This window comes from Catellatospora sp. IY07-71, assembly GCF_018326265.1.
Taxonomy (GTDB): domain Bacteria; phylum Actinomycetota; class Actinomycetes; order Mycobacteriales; family Micromonosporaceae; genus Catellatospora.
Genome location: NZ_AP023360.1, coordinates 5,015,025 through 5,032,160, shown reverse-complemented (window position 1 = coordinate 5,032,160; position 17,136 = coordinate 5,015,025). Strand labels below are relative to the sequence as shown.

The 17,136-nt window shown below is 71.9% G+C and carries 12 protein-coding genes; 3 read left to right on the top strand and 9 right to left on the bottom strand.

The window, feature by feature from the left end; genetic code table 11:
• Positions 1-20: 20 nt before the first annotated feature.
• Positions 21-1,772: an ABC transporter ATP-binding protein gene (locus CS0771_RS22380; protein WP_212845977.1), complete on the bottom strand. Its 1,752-nt coding sequence runs from the start codon at positions 1,770-1,772 to the stop codon at positions 21-23.
• 127 nt (positions 1,773-1,899) lie between these two features.
• Here CS0771_RS22380 and CS0771_RS22375 point away from each other — a divergent pair, with 127 nt between their 5' ends.
• Positions 1,900-2,316 carry a MarR family winged helix-turn-helix transcriptional regulator gene (locus CS0771_RS22375; RefSeq protein WP_212842821.1) on the top strand — a complete coding sequence of 139 codons (417 nt, stop codon included), beginning with the start codon at positions 1,900-1,902 and terminating at the stop codon, positions 2,314-2,316.
• Positions 2,317-2,405: 89 nt separating this feature from the next.
• Here CS0771_RS22375 and CS0771_RS22370 read toward each other — a convergent pair whose 3' ends face one another.
• The 4 genes from CS0771_RS22370 to CS0771_RS22355 form a co-directional block, all read right to left on the bottom strand.
• A complete protein-coding gene (locus CS0771_RS22370; RefSeq protein ID WP_212842820.1) occupies positions 2,406-5,036 on the bottom strand; it encodes a glucosidase in 2,631 nt (876 codons plus the stop codon).
• A gap of 139 nt (positions 5,037-5,175) precedes the next feature.
• Complete coding sequence (locus tag CS0771_RS22365; RefSeq protein ID WP_212842819.1) at positions 5,176-5,772, bottom strand: hypothetical protein; 597 nt, start codon at positions 5,770-5,772, stop codon at positions 5,176-5,178.
• 101 nt (positions 5,773-5,873) lie between these two features.
• Entirely contained in the window at positions 5,874-6,626 is a 753-nt protein-coding gene (locus CS0771_RS22360) for a hypothetical protein (RefSeq protein ID WP_212842818.1), read from the bottom strand.
• Positions 6,623-7,237, bottom strand: a complete 615-nt coding sequence (locus CS0771_RS22355; RefSeq protein WP_212842817.1) for an RNA polymerase sigma factor — start codon at positions 7,235-7,237, stop codon at positions 6,623-6,625. The genes CS0771_RS22360 and CS0771_RS22355 overlap by 4 nt, the downstream gene beginning before the upstream one ends.
• A gap of 199 nt (positions 7,238-7,436) precedes the next feature.
• Here CS0771_RS22355 and CS0771_RS22350 point away from each other — a divergent pair, with 199 nt between their 5' ends.
• On the top strand, positions 7,437-11,558 hold the full coding sequence (locus tag CS0771_RS22350) for a SpoIIE family protein phosphatase (protein ID WP_244870950.1): 4,122 nt from the start codon (positions 7,437-7,439) through the stop codon (positions 11,556-11,558).
• Positions 11,555-11,863 (top strand): STAS domain-containing protein, encoded by a 309-nt coding sequence (locus CS0771_RS22345; protein ID WP_212842816.1) that lies wholly within the window; start codon positions 11,555-11,557, stop codon positions 11,861-11,863. The genes CS0771_RS22350 and CS0771_RS22345 overlap by 4 nt, the downstream gene beginning before the upstream one ends.
• Before the next feature lie 9 nt (positions 11,864-11,872).
• On the opposite strand, the gene CS0771_RS22340 is transcribed toward CS0771_RS22345, so the two are convergent.
• The 4 genes from CS0771_RS22340 to htpG all read right to left on the bottom strand — a co-directional run bounded on the left by CS0771_RS22340 (position 11,873) and on the right by htpG (position 17,122).
• Positions 11,873-13,069, bottom strand: coding sequence for a hypothetical protein (locus tag CS0771_RS22340; RefSeq protein WP_212842815.1), 1,197 nt, complete (start codon positions 13,067-13,069; stop codon positions 11,873-11,875).
• Between the two features lie 268 nt (positions 13,070-13,337).
• Positions 13,338-14,792 (bottom strand): trehalose-6-phosphate synthase, encoded by a 1,455-nt coding sequence (locus tag CS0771_RS22335; protein ID WP_212842814.1) that lies wholly within the window; start codon positions 14,790-14,792, stop codon positions 13,338-13,340.
• A 118-nt stretch (positions 14,793-14,910) separates the two neighbouring features.
• Positions 14,911-15,036, bottom strand: coding sequence for a hypothetical protein (locus CS0771_RS39280; RefSeq protein WP_256442825.1), 126 nt, complete (start codon positions 15,034-15,036; stop codon positions 14,911-14,913).
• Positions 15,037-15,193: 157 nt separating this feature from the next.
• Positions 15,194-17,122: a molecular chaperone HtpG gene (htpG, locus tag CS0771_RS22330; RefSeq protein WP_212842813.1), complete on the bottom strand. Its 1,929-nt coding sequence runs from the start codon at positions 17,120-17,122 to the stop codon at positions 15,194-15,196.
• Positions 17,123-17,136 lie beyond the last annotated feature (14 nt).

Below are 17,136 nucleotides of genomic sequence, written 5' to 3'. Positions count from 1 at the left end.
AGTCAATCTCGGCTCGCCCGTCACGCGGCGAGCGCGGCGTAGCGGCCGCCGTCCTCCACGAGGTCGGCGTGCGTGCCGGATTCGAGGATGCGGCCGTGGTCGACCACGGCGATCTGGTCGGCGTCGCGCACGGTCGACATCCGGTGCGCGATGGTGATGGTGGTGCGCCCGCGGGACAGCTCGTCGAGGGCGCGCTGCACGGCGCGTTCGGTCTCGGTGTCCAGCGCGCTGGTCGCCTCGTCGAGGACCAGGATCCGGGGGTCGCGCAGCAGCGTACGCGCGATGGCGATGCGCTGCTTCTCGCCGCCGGAGAAGCGGTGCCCGCGCGAGCCGACCATGGTGTCGTAGCCGTCGGGCAGTTCGACGATGAGGTCGTGGATCTGCGCGGCGCGGGCCGCCTGCTCGATCTCGGCGTCGGTCGCGTCGGGCTGCACGTAGCGCAGGTTCTCCCGGATGGTGGTGTGCAGCAGGTACGTCTCCTGGCTGACCACGCCGACGATGCGGGCGAGGTCGGCCAGGCGCAGGTCGCGCAGGTCGACGCCGTCGACGGTGATGCGTCCGGCGGCCGGATCGTAGAGCCGGCAGATCAGCGCGGCGATGGTGCTCTTGCCGGAGCCGGTCTCGCCGACCAGCGCCAGCGAGGTCCCGGCGGGCACGTCGAGGCTGACGCCCGCCACGGCGGCGGTCCCGCTGCCGGGGTACGCGAACGTGACGTCCTCCAGGCGCAGGTGCCCCGCGACGCGGGCCGGGTCGATCGCGACCGGACGCGCCGGATCGTCGACGTCCACGGGCAGGTCGAGATACTCGAAGATGCGTGCGAACAGGGCCAGCGAGCTGGTCAGCGAGACGCCGACGTTGAGCAGCCCCATCAGCGGCCGGAACAGGCTGCCCTGCAGCGCGGTGAACGCGACCAGCGTGCCGATGCTGAGCGCGCCGGCGGTGGCGGGCAGGCCGGCGCTGAGGTAGATGACCGCGGGGATCGCCGCGAAGACGATGCTCATCGAGGCCATCCGCCAGCGCCCCGCCAGCTCCGAGCGCAGCTCCAGATCGATCAGGCGCGCCGACGACGCGGCGAAGCGCTCGACCAGCGCGGGGCCGGTGCCGGTGGTCTTGCTCAGCTGGACGCCGCTGACCGACAGTCCCTCCTCGATGGTGACGTTGAGGTCGGCCAGCTCGCGCTGGCGCTGCGCGGTGATGGCGCGCCGCATGCGCGCGACGCGGCGGGTCAGGTACACGGCCGGGGGCATGACCACGAGGGAGACCAGCGACAGCTGCCAGGACAGGGCGGCCATGGCCACGGCGGTCGCGACGGTGGTGGTCAGGTTCGACGCGACGGAGGTCGCGGTGGAGGTGACCACGGCCTGCATGCCGCCGATGTCGTTGGTGATGCGCGACTGCACCTCGCCCGCGCGGGTGCGGGTGAAGAACGCGATGGACTGGCGGTGCAGGTGCGCGAAGACATCGGTGCGCAGCCGGTGCATGATCTGCTGCCCGACGTTGGTGGAGATCCACGTCTGCACGACGCCGAGGGCGGCGGTGAGCCCGGCCACCGCGACCATGCCGAGCACGAGCCAGACCAGCAGGGTCAGGTCGGCCTGGGGCAGCGCGACGTCGATGACCTCGCGCAGCAGGAACGGCGAGGCCATGCCGATCACGGACGAGGCCACGATGATGGCGGTGACCAGTGCGATCTGCCCGCGGTGGGCGCTGAACAGGCCGCCGACGCGGCGCAGTGAGACCTCGCGGGCCTGCGCCTTCTCCTCGGCGGTCACGCTCTTGGGTCCGCCGCGGCGGCCCTGTTCGAAGCTGGGGCTGTCCAAGGGGGGTGGTTCCTTCCGTCGGATACTGAGGTTACCTCACTATGAGGTGACAACCGCATCCACTGCTACGCTATTCCGCGTGGATCAGCACGACGACGGCGCCCTGTCCGAGGCGTTCTGGGCGGTTGCGCGCCACCTGCGCCACCTGACGAAGGCGGCGCTGACCCCGTGGCAGATCAGCCCGTCGCAGTCGCGAGCGCTGCGGGTGCTCGCCCGCCAGGACGCGCTGCGCCTCAACGAGCTGGCCGAGCAGTTGCGCATCGCGCCGCGCTCGGTGACCGAGGTCGTCGACGACCTGGCCGCCCGGGGCCTGGTCGAGCGGCGGCCGGACCCCGCCGACCGCCGGGCGACCCTGGTCGCGCTCACCGCGGAGGGGCGCGCCACGGCACAGGCGATCGCGGACGCCGGGCGTGCCGAGACGGAGCGTTTCTTCAGCACACTGCCCGACGCCGACCGCGCGCACCTGGTCCGCATCCTGCGCGGCCTCACCCCCTGACCCGCACGAGCCCACACGGACGAGGCCGCGCCTGCTGACAGTCGCGGCCTCGTCGTGCGGGGCGTGATCTCCAGGCGCCCCGCGGCGTCTCAGTGCCGGTGCCGGTCCGGTCGGCCGAGGATCAGGTCGGCCACCAGCGCGGTCCAGCCGGTCTGGTGGGCCGCGCCGAGGCCCGAGCCGTCGTCGCCGTGGAAGTACTCCGGGTAGATCAGCCGGTCGCGCCAGTCCGGGTGGGACTGGAACAGCTCGGTCCCCCCGTACACCGGCCGCCGCCCGTTCCCGTCCCGCAGGAAGATGCCCACCAGCCGCTCGGACAGGTGGTCGGCGATCTCGTTCAGGTGCTGCCGGGTGCCGGAGCCGGTCGGGTACTCGAACGTCGCCGACTCCCCCAGGAAGTCGCCGAACTGCTTGAGCGCCCCGATGAGCAGGTAGTTCACCGGCATCCAGACCGGGCCGCGCCAGTTCGAGTTGCCGCCGAACGCCCCGGTCCGGGACTCGCCCGGCTCGTAGCCGACGCTGTGGTCCCAGCCGCCGAGGTTGATCACGAACGGCTCACCGGCGTGCACCCGCGAGATGCTGCGCAGGCCGTACGGGCTGAGGAACTCGCCCTCGTCGAGCATCCGGGACACGATCGGCTCCAGCTGGTCCATGGTCACCATCGACAGCAACCGGTGCCGCTCGCCGGACGGGCGGGTGCGCTGCTCGCCGACGACCGCCGCGTACTGGGCCTTGTGCTCCAGGAACCAGTTGACCCGTCCGACCAGGTCCTTCAGCCGGCCGTACGTGCCCTCGCGCCACGTCACGGTCGCCACCAGCGGGATCAGCCCGACGATCGAGAACACCCGCAGCGGGATCGGCGGCTCGTTGCCGACCCGGATCGTGTCGCAGTAGAAGCCGTCCTTCTCACTCCACAGCGACTGCGCCGCCGCCGTGATGTACGCGAAGTGCTCGAAGTACTTCGTCGCCACGTCCTCGTAGCTGGGGTTGCGCTCGGCGAGACGGACGGCGATCTCCAGCAGGTTCGCCGCGTACATCGCCATCCAGCCGGTGCCGTCGGACTGCTCCATCCGGCCCTCGACGGGCAGCGGCGCCGACCGGTCGAACGGGCCGATGTTGTCCAGGCCCAGGAAGCCGCCCTCGAAGATGTTGTTGCCGTCGGCGTCCTTGCGGTTGACCCACCAGTTGAAGTTGAGCATCAGCTTGTGCATGACCCGTTCGAGGAAGTCGAAGTCACGACCCCCGTCCAGCTCGAACACGCGCAGCGCCGCCCAGGCGTGCACCGGCGGGTTGACGTCGCCGAACGCCCACTCGTACGCCGGGACCCGCCCGTCGGGATGCATGTACCAGTCCCGGACGAGCAGGAGCAGCTGCTGCTTGGCGAACGCCGGGTCGACGCGGGCGATCGCGACGCAGTGGAACGCGAGATCCCACGCCGCGAACCACGGGTACTCCCACGGGTCCGGCATGGAGATGACGTCGGCGGCGGCCATGTGCCACCAGGCGCTGTTGCGCCCGTGCAGCCGGCCGGCCGGCGGGGTGACCGTGGTCCGGTCCCCGATCAGCCACTCGCCGACGTCGTAGCGGTAGAACTGCTTGCCCCACATCAGACCGGCGATCGCGCCGCGCACCACGCGGGCCTCGTCGTCGGTCGACCCGGCGGGCATCAGCCCGGCGAAGAACGCGTCCGATTCGGCGCGGCGATCCGCCATGACCTGCGCGAAGCCGTCCCCGAGGTCGGTGGAGCCGGCGGCGGGCATCGCCAGCCGCAGCCGGATCTGCCGGGACTCCCCGGCCGGCACGTCGAGCACGTAGTGCAGCGCCGCCTTGGTGCCGGTCCGCGCCGGGTTGACGGTGGCGGCGCCGTGCACGACGTGGTCGTTGATGCCGTCCTTCGGGTACGCCGAACGGCCCGGCGCGCCCCACAGCCGCTCGCTGTTGGTCTCGTTGTCGCAGCACAGCGCGGTGGGCGTACCGTCACCGACCAGCTCGATCGTGCCCAGCTCCGGGTGCTCGCCGGTGAGGCGGCCGTCGTGGCCGGTGATCACCGGCACGGCGTCGTGGCGGGGGCGGCCCCAGGCCCAGGTGTTGCGGAACCACAGTGTCGGCAGGACGTGGATCGTCGCGGCCTCCGGCCCCCGGTTGGCGACCGTCACCACGACGCACATGTCGGTCGGGGAGGCCTTCGCGTAGTCGGCGGTGACCGACCAGTAGCGGTCGCCCTCGAAGACCCCCGTGTCGACCAGCTCGAACTCCGGCTCGTCCCGGCTCCGGCGGGCGTTGGTCTCGACCAGCTCGCGGTACGGGAACTCCGCCTGCGGGTAGTGGTAGCGCCAGCTCATGTGCGAGTGGGTCGGGGTCGAGTCCTCGTACCACCAGTACTCCTTGACGTCCTCGCCGTGGTTGCCCTCGGGGCCGGTGAGGCCGAACATGCGCTCCTTCAGGATCGGATCCCTGCCGTTCCACAGGGCGAGCGCGAAGCAGAAGCGCTGCTGTTCGTCGCAGACGCCGCCCATGCCGTCCTCGTTCCAGCGGTAGGTCCGCGAGCGGGCGTGGTCGTGCGGGAAGTAGCTCCAGGCCTCGCCGGTGGCGCTGTAGTCCTCGCGCACCGTGCCCCAGGCGCGTTCGGACAGGTACGGCCCCCAGGCCCGCCAGGGCAGCGCGCCGGCGTCGGCCTGGTCCAGGCGGTCCTTTTCGGGGCTTGCATCAGTGTTCGTAGTCATTTGCCCATCATCGGCATTGCCGGGCGGCCCGCAGACCGATTCCGCACTTTCGGCCGCTCCGGCCCGGGGTGAAGATCGCGCTCTCGTGTCGAAACCTGCGGCTGCGCCCCAAATTTCGACACGAGTCTGCGATCATGCGCTACTTGACCTGGGCCGCGACCGCGCGCAGCTGGCCGAGTGTGGTGCGGAAGCCCTTGCCCGCGGCCGCCGGGTCCTCGGCGAGCAGGCCGCTGACCGCCATCGCCTGCGAGCGGCTCGTCGCGGCGGCCTCGTCCTCCGCGCCGGTCACGTCGAAGATCCCGAAGTCGCCGGTGAGCGTGCTGTAGGCACCCGACCCGGCGTCGCGCGACAGGTAGAGCACCACCGTCTGGCCGGGCTCCAGCTTCGACATGTGCACCATGTCGACGACCTGGCCGTTCAGCCCGGTCAGGGTGAGCCGGTCACCGGCCTTGGCCATGGCCCCGTTCGCGGCGCGCAGGACCTCCTCGACCCGGAACCCGGCGGTCTCGACCTGGCCGCGAGCGACCAGGTCGGCGGTCTCGGTGAGCTCGCGGACCGTGGCGTACCCCCGCAGCTTGCCCAGCGCCGGCGGTGCGGCCTCGGTCGGGGCGGCCGCCGCCGTGGTGGGCGCGGCGGCGGGGGCGGCCTGCTCGGCGCTGCCGCAGGCGGCCAGGGCCGTGGTCGCGAGCAGGGCCGCGGCGGCCGCCGCGACGCGGTGGGGGTGCTTGCTTGCCATGGAGCGCTCCTAGCGTGTCGGGGCCGGCCGGGCGGTCGCCCGGTTACGGCGGTCCTCTCCCCAGGTATCTGTGCGGCGGCGGCGCCGGGTTCCCGAAATCTTCAGCCGCGCGCGCGAGCCAGGGCGCGCAGTTCGGCCAGCGGGGCGGCGAACCGGCCGCGCACGGTGGCGTCCTCCGCCCGCAGCCCCGTCACGGTCATGGTCTCGGAGCGCGCGGTGGCCGTCTCCCCGCTGACGTCGAAGATCCCGAAGTCGCCGCTCAGCGTCGTGTACGCGCCGGTGGCCGGGTCGGCGGCCAGGTAGAGCACGATGTGCTGGCCGGGCGCGAGTGTGGACATGCCCGCGCCCGGGGTCGCCCGCACGGTGATCTCGGCGGTGCGCGGCAGGTCCGGCGCGCGGTAGAGCACCTCAGCGACCCGCACGACGACATCACCGCCGGAGCCCTCGGCGCGCCGGACCTCGCCGCGTACCACCAGGTCCGCGGTGTCGGTGAGCTGGCTGACGGTGCCGTACGCGCGGATCTTCGCCACCGGGCCGCCACCGGTGGGCTCGGCGGCGGGTGTGGTCGGTCCGGACGTGGGCAGGGTGACGACGCTCCCCCGGTCCGCAGTATCGATCATCACGGCGGCCGCACCGGCGAGCGCGGCTGCCGCCGCCAGGGCCAGCATCGGCCGCAGCAGGCTCCGGCGCGGCGCGGCCACCGGCCGCGGGTCGCGAATCGCGTTCAGCAGGCGGGCGCGGTGCCACTCGTGGCGACCCGGCGGCAGGTCGCGGTGGCCGGGGTCGGGCAGCAGCTCGGCCAGGTCGGCGAGGTCGGCCGGCGCGGGCCGGTCGTGCGGCGGGTGCGCCTTCATCGGTTGCCCTCCTTGGTGAGTCGGACGACGCCGTCCGGTATCTGTCCGACCGGCCCGGCCGGGTTCCGGGACACCCGGTCGACGAGGGCGCGCAGCCTGGTCCGGGCCCGGGACAGGCGCGAGCGCACCGTGCCGACCGGCACGCCCAGCGCCCGCGCTGCCGACTCGTAGTCCAGGCCCTCCCACAGGCAGAGGGTGACGACCTCACGTTCCTGGCGGCGCAGCTTGGCGAGGGCGGCGATCGCGGCGGTGAGGCGAGCGCCGTCGTCGATGCGCCCGGCGACCCGGTCGGCGTGATCGGGTTCGCTGAAGTCCTCCGCGTGCAGGGCCGCCGCGGCGGCGCGGTAGCGGCGGTTGCTGCGGGTGTGGTTGCGGGCCTCGTTCGTGGCGATGCCCAGCAGCCACGGCCGCAGCGACCCGCCCTCCTCGCCGATCCGCTCCCGCGAGCGCCAGGCCTGCAGGTACGTGGCGGCCATGACGTCCTCGGCGACGGACCAGTCGGCGGTGAGCCGGAACGCGTGGTTGTACACCGACCGCGCGTACTGGTCGAACAGCTCGGCGAACGCCGTGGCGTCACCCGCCCGGATCCGGGCGCGCAGACTCGACTCCATGACCACTTCTCTGTCCCCCCGCACGGCGGGAGTTCCGTGATCCAGGTCACATCTCGCCGCTGAGCTGCTGCGACGACGATATCCAACCGTCCGCCCGCGCGAGGTTTCAGAAGCCGTACATCCGGTATCCAGACGCAGGAGTCGCTGGCGGCGCTCCTGGTGCGGATGGCAGGGTGGGGTTCATGTGGGCGGGTGTGGGGTGACGGATTCCGGCGACGGCCTGATCGACGACGTGTTCGCCGCGGATCCCGAGGTCGCCGCGGATCTGCGCGCGGTCGACTGGGGCGCGACGCCGGTGGGGCCCGTGCCCGGCTGGCCGCAGAGCCTGCGCACCGCGGTGAGCATCCTGCTCTCGTCGAAGTTCCCCATGTGGATGGCCTGGGGCCCGGAGCTGACGTTCTTCTGCAACGCGGCGTACCGGCGTGACACGCTCGGGCACAAATACCCCTGGGCCCTCGGCCGCTCGGCCAGCCAGGTGTGGGCCGAGATCTGGGACGACATCGGCCCCCGCATCGAGCGGGTGCTGGCCACCGGCCAGGCGAGCTGGGACGAGGCGCTGCTGCTGTTCCTGGAGCGGTCCGGCTACCAGGAGGAGACGTACCACACCTTCTCTTACAGCCCGTTACGGGACGAGTCAGGCGCCGCCGTCGGCATGCTCTGCGTCGTCAGCGAGGACACCACGCGCGTCATCAGTGAGCGCCGCATGGCCACGCTGCGCGACCTCGGCTCCGACCTCAGCGTCGTGCGCACGCAGCAGGAGACGCTCGCCTTCGCCAGCCGCCAGCTGGAGCGAAACCAGCGCGATCTTCCGTTCACCCTGATCTACCTCAGCGACGGCACGACCGCCCGGCTGGCGGAGACCACCGGCATGCCCGACGGGCATCCCGTCGCCGTCCCCGCCCTGCCGCTGGACGGGTCGGCACCGACCTGGCCGGTGATCACGACCGGGACGGAGCCCCAGCTCGTCGAGCTGGACGAGCCCCGATTCGGCGCGCTGCCGACCGGGGCCTGGCCCCTGCCGCCCGTGCAGGCGCTGGTCGTCCCGCTGCTGCGCCAGGGCGAGGACCCCGCCGGTTTCCTCGTCGCCGGGCTCAACCGCTACCGCCCCCTCGACGACGGTTACCGCTCCTTCCTGGAACTGGTGGCCGGGCACGTCGCGACCGGGATCGGCAGCGCCCGCAGCTACCAGGAGCAGCAGCGGCGCGCCGAGGAGCTCGCCGAGCTCGACCGGGCCAAGACGGTGTTCTTCTCCAACATCAGCCACGAGTTCCGCACCCCGCTGACCCTGATCATGGGACCGGTCGACGACCTGCGCCGCCACCCGGACACCGATCCGGCGACGCGGGCGGAGCTGGACGTCATCCACCGCAACGGCCTGCGGCTGGGCAAGCTGGTCAACAGCCTGCTCGACTTCTCCCGCCTGGAGGCCGGGCGGATGCAGGCCCGGTACGAGCCGGTCGACCTCGCCGCCGTCACCGCGGAGCTGGCCAGCGTCTTCCGGTCCGCCGTCGAGAAGGCCGGCCTGCGCCTCACCGTGGACTGCCCGCCGCTGGACCGGCCCGTGTACCTCGACCGCGGCATGTGGGAGAAGGTCGTCCTCAACCTGCTCAGCAACGCCCTGAAGTTCACCTTCGACGGCTCGGTCGAGGTCAGCGTCCGCAGCGACGGCCGGCACGCGATCGTCAGCGTGACCGACACGGGCATCGGCATCGCCGCCGACGAGATACCGCGGCTGTTCGAGCGGTTCCACCGCATCGAGAACACCCGTTCCCGGTCCAACGAGGGCAGCGGCATCGGCCTGGCCCTGGTGCAGGAGCTGGTCAGCCTGCACCGCGGAACCATCACCGCGCACAGCACCGAGGGCGAGGGCACCCGCTTCACCATCCAGCTCCCCTTCGGCCACCAGCATCTGCCTGACGGCGCCATCGTCGCGCCGACGACCGGCGCCACCCTGTCCGCCGCCGCCGAGCCCTACGTGCAGGAGGCCCTGCGCTGGTTGCCCGATCCGGCGACGGACCGGCTCGGCCGGCCCGACCAGGACCCGGCGGTGTACGGCCCCAGCCTGGCCAGGCCCGCCAGCGTGCTCGTCGCCGACGACAACGCCGACATGCGGGCCTACCTCGCCCGGCTGCTGAGCGGCGCGGGCTACCAGGTCAGCACGGTGCAGGACGGAAGGCAGGCGCTCGACGAGGCCCGTGCCCGCAACCCCGAACTGGTCATCAGCGACGTCATGATGCCCCGCCTGGACGGCCTGCAGCTGCTCATGGCGCTACGGGCCGATCCGCGCACCGAGGCGATCCCCGTCATCCTGCTGTCGGCCCGCGCGGGCCAGGAGGCCTCCATCGAGGGGCTGCAGGCAGGCGCCGACGACTACCTCGTCAAACCCTTCGCCGCGGCCGAACTGCTCGCCCGGGTCCGGGCCAATGTGGAGCTCGCCCGGATCAGGAACCACCACTCCCGATGGCGCACCGCCCTGATCAACTCGCTGCAGGAGGCGTTCTTCGTCTGCGACGAGGACGGCGCCGTCGTCGAGATCAACACCGCGTTCACCGACATCCTCGGCTACGGCCCCGAAGGCCTGCCCTACCGGCCGCAGCACCCCTGGTGGCCCGATGCCGCCGACGCCGACGCGTACCAGCAGGTCGCCGCCGCCTTCGACACGCTGCTGCGCAACGCGCAGGGCAGCTACACCATCCCCGTCGTACATCGCAGCGGGCGTCGCGTGTGGGCCAACGCCACCTTCAACAAGGCACAGGATCCCGACAGCGGCCGCACCGTCACCGTCGGCACCTTCCGCGACGTCACCGCCGAGCACTACGCCATCCAGCGCGACAACGCCCTCGCCGCCCTCAACATGCGCCTGTCGCAGGCGCCGGACCTCGCCCACGCCGCCGTCGAGGCGCTGGCGGAGCTGCAGCGCCTCTGGCACGCCGCACAGGTCTGGGGCGTCGTCTTCAGTCCCGGCGCCCCGCCCGTGGTCACCACCGCCCAGGGCACCGTCGCCGCCTGGGAGCACCTGGCCGAGCACCACCGCGACGCCATCACGACCCTGCGCGACGGACCGAACCTCACCCCGGCGACCGGTGACAGCGCCGGCATCCGGCTCGAACACCCCCACGGCACCATGGTGGTCTGGCTGAACCTCGGCGCGAACCGGCCCTTCACCGAACACGACCGGCTGCTGCTGTCCCTGCTGGGCGGCAGCCTCGCCCAGGGACTCACCCGCGCCCACCAGATCGACCAGCAGCGGGAGACCGCCCTGGCGCTGCAGCGTGCCCTGCTCGGCCCCGCGCAGCTGCCGCAGGGCTTCGCGGTCCGCTACGAACCGGCGGCCACCCCGCTGGAGATCGGCGGCGACTGGTACGACACCATCGCCCTGCCCGACGGCCGCATCGGCATCGTCGTCGGCGACTGCGTAGGCCGCGGCCTGAGCGCCGCCGCCGTCATGGGGCAGCTGCGCAGCGCGTGCCGTGCCCTGCTGCTGCAGGACCCCAGCCCCGCCCGCACCCTGATGACCATGGACCACTTCGCGGCGGGCACCCCCGGCGCCGCCTGCACCACCGTCTTCTGCGGCGTGCTCGACCCGCGGACCGGCCGGCTCACCTACGCCAGCGCCGGGCATCCCCCCGGCGTCGTCGCGCACCACGACGGCGGCACCAGCATCCTCGACAAGGGCCGGTCACTGCCGCTTGCGGTACGCCCCGGGACCGCCCGCGGCCATGCCGAGTACACCGTGCCGCCACGGGCGACGATGATCCTCTACACCGACGGCCTCATCGAGCGCCGCCGCCGCTCCCTGGACGAGGGCATCGCCAGCGCCGCGACGACCCTGCACCAGGGCCGCGACATCGACGTCGACCAGCTCGCGGCGTACGTCATGGAGCAGCTCACCCCGGCCGACGGGTTCGACGACGACGTCGCGTTCCTGCTCTACCGCCAGCCCGGGCCGCTGCAGCTCGTCTTCCCCGCCGACGCCGGCCAGCTCGCCCCGGTCCGCAGCGCGCTGCGCGACTGGCTGCAGCGCTGCGGCCTGCCGATGGAGATCGCGCAGGGTGCGCTCATCGCCGCGGGCGAGGCCTGCGCCAACGCCATCGAGCACGGGCACCGTGCCAATCCGGGCGAGCCGATCGAGCTGCGCGCCGTCGCGTACGCCGACCGGCTCCGGCTCGTCGTCACCGACACGGGCCGGTGGAAGATCCCGACGGTCAACACCGACCGGGGCCGGGGCGTGGGCCTGATGCGCGCCATGATGTCCGAGGTCAACATCAACTCCACCAGTGCCGGAACCACCGTCGACATGCACGCGAGGATTCCCCGATGACCACGACACCGCTGCACATCAGCTCGGCCCGGCAGGCTGACGGCACGACCGCCCTGCTGGTCCGCGGTGAGATCGACATGAGCAACACCGCCTGCCTCGCCGACGCCATCGACGGCGCGCCCGGGCGGCTGCTGCTCGACTTCTCCGCAGTGGAGTACCTGGACAGCGCCGGGCTGGCGGTCCTGTTCGCCCACGCCGACCGCATCGAGCTCGTCGCCAACCGGCTGATCCATCCCGTGCTGCGCGTCTCCGGCCTGACCGACCTCATCACCGTGCACGCGCCGCCGCCGAATGGCGGATCCTGACCTGGCCGGCTACTTCGCCGCCGAGCTGAACGCGTTCGTGATCTGGTCGCGGTGCGCCTGCTCCAGCGGCGGCATCAGGCTCAGCGCGGCCGCCGCCACGAGGCCGAGCTGGATTCCGACCAGCGCGGTGCCGCCGTCCGGAACGCCAGGCAGATAGGGCAGCCCGATGGCGGTCGCGGTGAGCACCGCCGCAGGCCGCACGTGCCGGGCGAGCCGACGGAACCGCGATGGCTCGTCGACGGTGGCCTCGGCGGCCTCCAGCGGACTCCAGTCGCCCGCCGCCAGCGCGGTGACCGCTGTGGCCAGTTCCCCGATCACCACGTCGTACACGGAAAGGCTGTCGTCGTGCATCAGGCGTGTCTGATGTGTACGCAGATAAGCGGTCAGCATCGCAGCCCGCTCGGTGGCGTCACGGGTGAGGTGGGCGGCCAGCTCGAGGCTGCCCGCGAAGCTGGTGACCTCCCAGCGGATGTAGTCGGTCGTCCCCGCCAGCCAGCGGAGGAAGTTGACCCGGAAGCGGGGTACGCGGTTCGCGGGCCGCGCCTCCTCCGACGTCAGCAGGACGTTGAGCAGCAGCACCGCGGCGTACTGGGACGGCAGCAGCCATCCGGCACGGCGCACCGCCCGTGGGCGCATCACCCGCGTCAGCACCGCGAGCAGCAGGGTAAGCCGTGCCATGGTCAGCACAAGAAGCGCGCCGGCCGCCAGGACGCCGGCGCCGAACGCACGCCACAGCGCCGCGCGGTCGGCAGGTGACCCGACGGCCCAGGTCGTGGCCATCCCGAGCGAACCGGCCGACACCGCCGCCGCGAGCTGCCACGCCCGGACCCGGTGCTGGTGTATCCCGTAGCCTAGGGCCACCGTGCCGCCCACGCAGAGATAGCAGACGAGTGCTGCCCACAGCGGTTCGGGACCCGACCGCACCAGGCCCCAGACCGGAACAGACACGGCGACGAGCGCGGTCACCACACGGAGCGCGAGATAGCACCACCAGCCGGGCCACCGGTGGAATGCGGCGCGCTGCACCTCATGTGTGCGCAGGATGGGCTTGAGCCGCGCGACGGCCTGCTCGTCCAGCGTCGCCGATCCGGCAAGATCATCGGACCACTGCTCATGCGCGGCTCGCGCGAGACGCAGAACCTGCTTGGTGTAACGAAGGTTCCAGGCGCGACGCGTTCTCGAGAACCATGTCGACGGCTTCACCAAGGGCATGACACATCTGTCTCCATTGGATTCTCACCTGTCAAGCCATTTCCGTCCCCTGGGTGAGCCTCGCGGAGCACCGCCTTGAGCTCGTGCGGGTCGGCCCGACGACCGACCGACCCGCACACGCCAACGTTCCAGCAGTTCAGATAGCCGGGACGGCCCTGAGCTGCTTGGGCTCTCGACCGTTACACAGTTTCGGGGAAAGTGCAGGAATGAGTGGGTTCCGTCTGCACTCTCCCCGAAACTGCGCAGGTGGTCGTCAGGCCCGTCAGGCGGCGGCGATCGAGGGCCAGCGGCGGGAGACGCGGTCGAGACGGCCCATGAAGCCGGTGGCCCAGCGGTTCACGTCGTGGGCGTGCAGGTGGGCGCGCATCGGGTCCATACGACGGCGCTGCTCCGCCACGTCAGCCTCCGCGGCGTCGGCGATGCCGTCCTTGAGGCCGTCGATGTCGTGCGGGTTGACCTGCCACGCCTCCTCCAGCTCGGCGGCGGCGCCCGCGAACTCGCTGAGCACCAGCGCGCCGGTGCCGTCGGTGCGGGTGGCGACGTACTCCTTGGCGACCAGGTTCATGCCGTCGCGCAGCGGGGTGACCGCCATGACGTCGGCGGCCAGGTACAGCGCGGCCAGCTCCGCCCGGTCGAAGGACTGGTGCACGTAGTGCACGCTCAGCCGCCCGATGCCGGCGTACTCGCCGTTGATCCGGCTGACGGCGCGCTCCACCCGCTCCCGCAGCGCCTGATACTGGTCGATCTGCTGCCGGGTCGGCACGGCGACCTGCACCAGCACCGTCTCCGCCGGGTCGAGCCGCCGCTCGGCGAGCAGCTCCTCGTACGCCCGCAGCCGGCACTCGATGCCCTTGGTGTAGTCGAGCCGGTCCACCGCCAGCACGACGGTCCGGGGATCGCCCAGCTCCCGCCGGATCTCGGCGGCACGCGCCCGGACGGCGGGATCCAGGGCCAGCCGCTGCTGCTCGGCGACGTCGATCGAGATCGGAAACGTGTCGGCGGCGACGTCGCGTCCGTCGTACCAGATCCCCCGGTCCGTGACCTTCGCCCCGAGCAGGTCCGCGGCCAGCGTGCGGAAGTTGCGGGTCGCCTGGGGGTGCTGGAAGCCGACGAGGTCGGCGCCAAGCAGCCCGCGCATGATCTCCTCCCGCATCGGCAGCTGGCAGAACAGCTCGACCGGCGGGAACGGGATGTGCAGGAAGAAGCCGATACGCAGGTCCGGCCGCAGCTCACGGAGCATCCCGGGCACGAGCTGCAGGTGGTAGTCGTGCACCCAGACCAGCGCGCCCGGCGCGGCCACCCGCGCCGCGGCCTCGGCGAAGCGCCGGTTGACCGCCCGGTAGCGGTCCTGCCAGACCCGGTGGAACTGCGGCTGCTCGACGGCGTCGTGGTACAGCGGCCAGATGGTGCCGTTGGACTGCCCCTCGTAGTAGCCGTCGACCTCGTCGCCGGTCAGCGCGATCGGGTGCAGGTGGATGCCGTCCTGGACGAACGGCGCCGGGGCGGGCCCGGGGCGGCCGTGCCAGCCGATCCAGGCACCGGAACGGCGCTTCATGATCGGATGAAGCGCCGTGACGAGCCCGCCGGGACTGCGCCGCCAGCATGGTCGCCCGTTCTCGTCCGTGGCGTGGTCCACGGGCAGCCGGTTGGCGAGCACGATCAGGTCGTGGTGGTCACCGGGGACCTGGGTGAGGGCGGTGTGGGACACCTGTGCCATGACGTCCTCCTCGGGAGTGCCGGCCCTGCTCACAGTGGGCGCAGGCAGGCGATACCCGGGCCGGGCGCGGGCGCTAACCGGCTGCGGGAGCGTAATTGATCACACTTGGGGCACTGTCCTATGTGATCGGCTCGCCGTCGATGACGGCACGGGCGACCAGGCGCAGGCGCTCCTCGTCCGGCTCGAAGCCCTCGGCGACGTCCGGGTGGAGCGCGTCCCGTGTCTCCTGGAGCAGCCACCCCATGACCTCGTCCTCGTGCTGCCCGTCGTAGCGCTGCGCGACCTGCGCGGCCGCGTGCTTGAGCGCCGATGTCAGTTGGACCGCGAGCCTCCCGGCAGCAGCCGATCGTGTTCGCGGCGGCGGGGCCGCGGGCGGGGCGTGCCCACCCGCGGCCGGGCGGTCAGATCGTGCGGGAGAGCCGGTCGGCCAGCCGCCGGGTGAACCCGGCCGGGTCGTCCAGCTCGCCGCCTTCGGCGAGCACCGCCATCGCGTACAGGAACTCGGCGGTCTCGCCCAGCGTGTCGTCGTCGCCGCGCTCGGCGTGGGCGGCGCGCAGCTTCTCGACCAGCGGGTGCTGCGGGTTCAGTTCCAGGATGCGCTTGACCTTGGGCAGATCCTGGCCCATGGCCCGGTAGAGCCGCTCCAGCGACGGCGAGGCGTCGAACGCGTCGGTGACCAGGCAGGCCGCCGAGGTGGTGAGCCGGGTGCTGAGCCGCACCTCCTTGACCTTCTCGGTCAGCCGGGTGCTCAGCCAGCCCAGCAGGCCGGTGTACTCCGCCGCGTCGGGGGCGTCGGCCGTCTCGGTCTTGAGGTCGACCTCGCCGCGGCTGGCGGAGCTGAACGGCTTGCCGTCGTACTCGGTGACCATGTCGACCCACATCGCGTCGACGGGGTCGTGCAGCAGCAGCACCTCGACGCCGTTGGCCGTGAACGCCTCCAGGTGGGGCGAGTTCTCCAGGGTGGCCCGCTGCTCGCCGACCAGGTAGAAGATCTCGGTCTGACCGTCCTTCATGCGCTCGGCGTACTCGCGCAGGGTGGTCGGCCTGGCCGGGTCGTGGGTGGAGGCGAACTGGACGACGTCGAGGATCGCGGCCTGGTTGTCCTGGTCGTTGAGCAGGCCCTCCTTGACGGCCTGGCCGAACTCGCGCCAGAAGCCGGCGTACTTGTCGGGGTCCTTGGCCAGCATGTCCTTGAGCGTGCCGAGCACCTTCTTGACCAGGCGGCGGCGGATGGTCTGGATCTGCCGGTCCTGCTGCAGGATCTCGCGGGACACGTTGAGCGACAGGTCGGCGGAGTCGACGACGCCCTTGACGAAGCGCAGGTACTCCGGCAGCAGCGCCTCGCAGTCGTCCATGATGAACACGCGCTTGATGTAGAGCTGGACGCCGCGCCGGGCGCCGCGCGAGAACAGGTCGTACGGGGCGTGCGCGGGCAGGAACAGCAGCGCGTCGAAGGACAGCGTGCCCTCGGTGCGCAGGTGGATCGTCTCCAGCGGGTCGGTCCAGTCGTGGCTGACGTGCCGGTAGAACTCCGTGTACTCCTCGGGCTTGATCTCGGCGGCGGGCCGCGACCACAGCGCCTTCATCGAGTTGAGGGTCTCGGCCGCAGCCCCCTCCTCAGCGGCGGGCGTCCGGATCGGCCAGGCGATGAAGTCGGAGTAGCGCTTGACGATGCGCCGCAGCACCGCCGGGTCGGTGTAGTCGAAGAGGTGGTTGTCCTCGTCGGCCGGCTTGAGGTGCAGGGTCACGGCCGTGCCGGGGGCGGCGTCGGCCACGGTGGAGATCTCGTACGTGTCGGCGCCGGCCGACTCCCAGCGGGTCCCCTCGGTTTCGCCCGCACGGCGGGTCACCAGGACCACCCGGTCGGCGACCATGAAGCTGGAGTAGAAGCCGATGCCGAACCGGCCGATCAGCTCGGCGGTGCCGTCGTGCTTGGCCTGCTGCCACCGGCTGACGAACTCGGCGGTGCCGGACCGGGCGATCGTGCCGATCAGCTCGACGACCTGGTCGCGGGTCATCCCGATGCCGTTGTCGCGGATGGTCAGGGTGCGCTGCTCGCGGTCGGCGATCAGTTCGATGTGCAGGTCGCCGGTGTCGGCGTCCAGCTCCTTGTCGATGAGCGATTCCAGGCGCAGCTTGTCCAGGGCGTCGGAGGCGTTGGACACCAGCTCGCGCAGGAACACGTCCTTGTTCGAATAGATGGAGTGGATCATCAGCTGGAGCAGCTGCTGCGCCTCCGCCTGGAACTCGAACGTCTCGGTCTGGCTCACCCGGCATCCTCCTTCTGCGTTGTCACTCGTCGTGTCTGAGTGCCAACGCAGATTTAGCATCAGCGGGGGCGGCG

Coding starts and splice junctions, on each gene's coding strand:
- CS0771_RS22335 (WP_212842814.1), bottom strand. CDS start 14,792: ATGGCACAGGTGTCCCACACCGCCCTCACCCAGGTCCCCGGTGACCAC.
- CS0771_RS39280 (WP_256442825.1), bottom strand. CDS start 15,036: ATGGGGTGGCTGCTCCAGGAGACACGGGACGCGCTCCACCCGGACGTC.
- CS0771_RS22370 (WP_212842820.1), bottom strand. CDS start 5,036: ATGACTACGAACACTGATGCAAGCCCCGAAAAGGACCGCCTGGACCAG.
- CS0771_RS22355 (WP_212842817.1), bottom strand. CDS start 7,237: ATGGAGTCGAGTCTGCGCGCCCGGATCCGGGCGGGTGACGCCACGGCG.
- CS0771_RS22360 (WP_212842818.1), bottom strand. CDS start 6,626: ATGAAGGCGCACCCGCCGCACGACCGGCCCGCGCCGGCCGACCTCGCC.
- CS0771_RS22365 (WP_212842819.1), bottom strand. CDS start 5,772: ATGGCAAGCAAGCACCCCCACCGCGTCGCGGCGGCCGCCGCGGCCCTG.
- CS0771_RS22345 (WP_212842816.1), top strand. CDS start 11,555: ATGACCACGACACCGCTGCACATCAGCTCGGCCCGGCAGGCTGACGGC.
- htpG (WP_212842813.1), bottom strand. CDS start 17,122: ATGCTAAATCTGCGTTGGCACTCAGACACGACGAGTGACAACGCAGAA.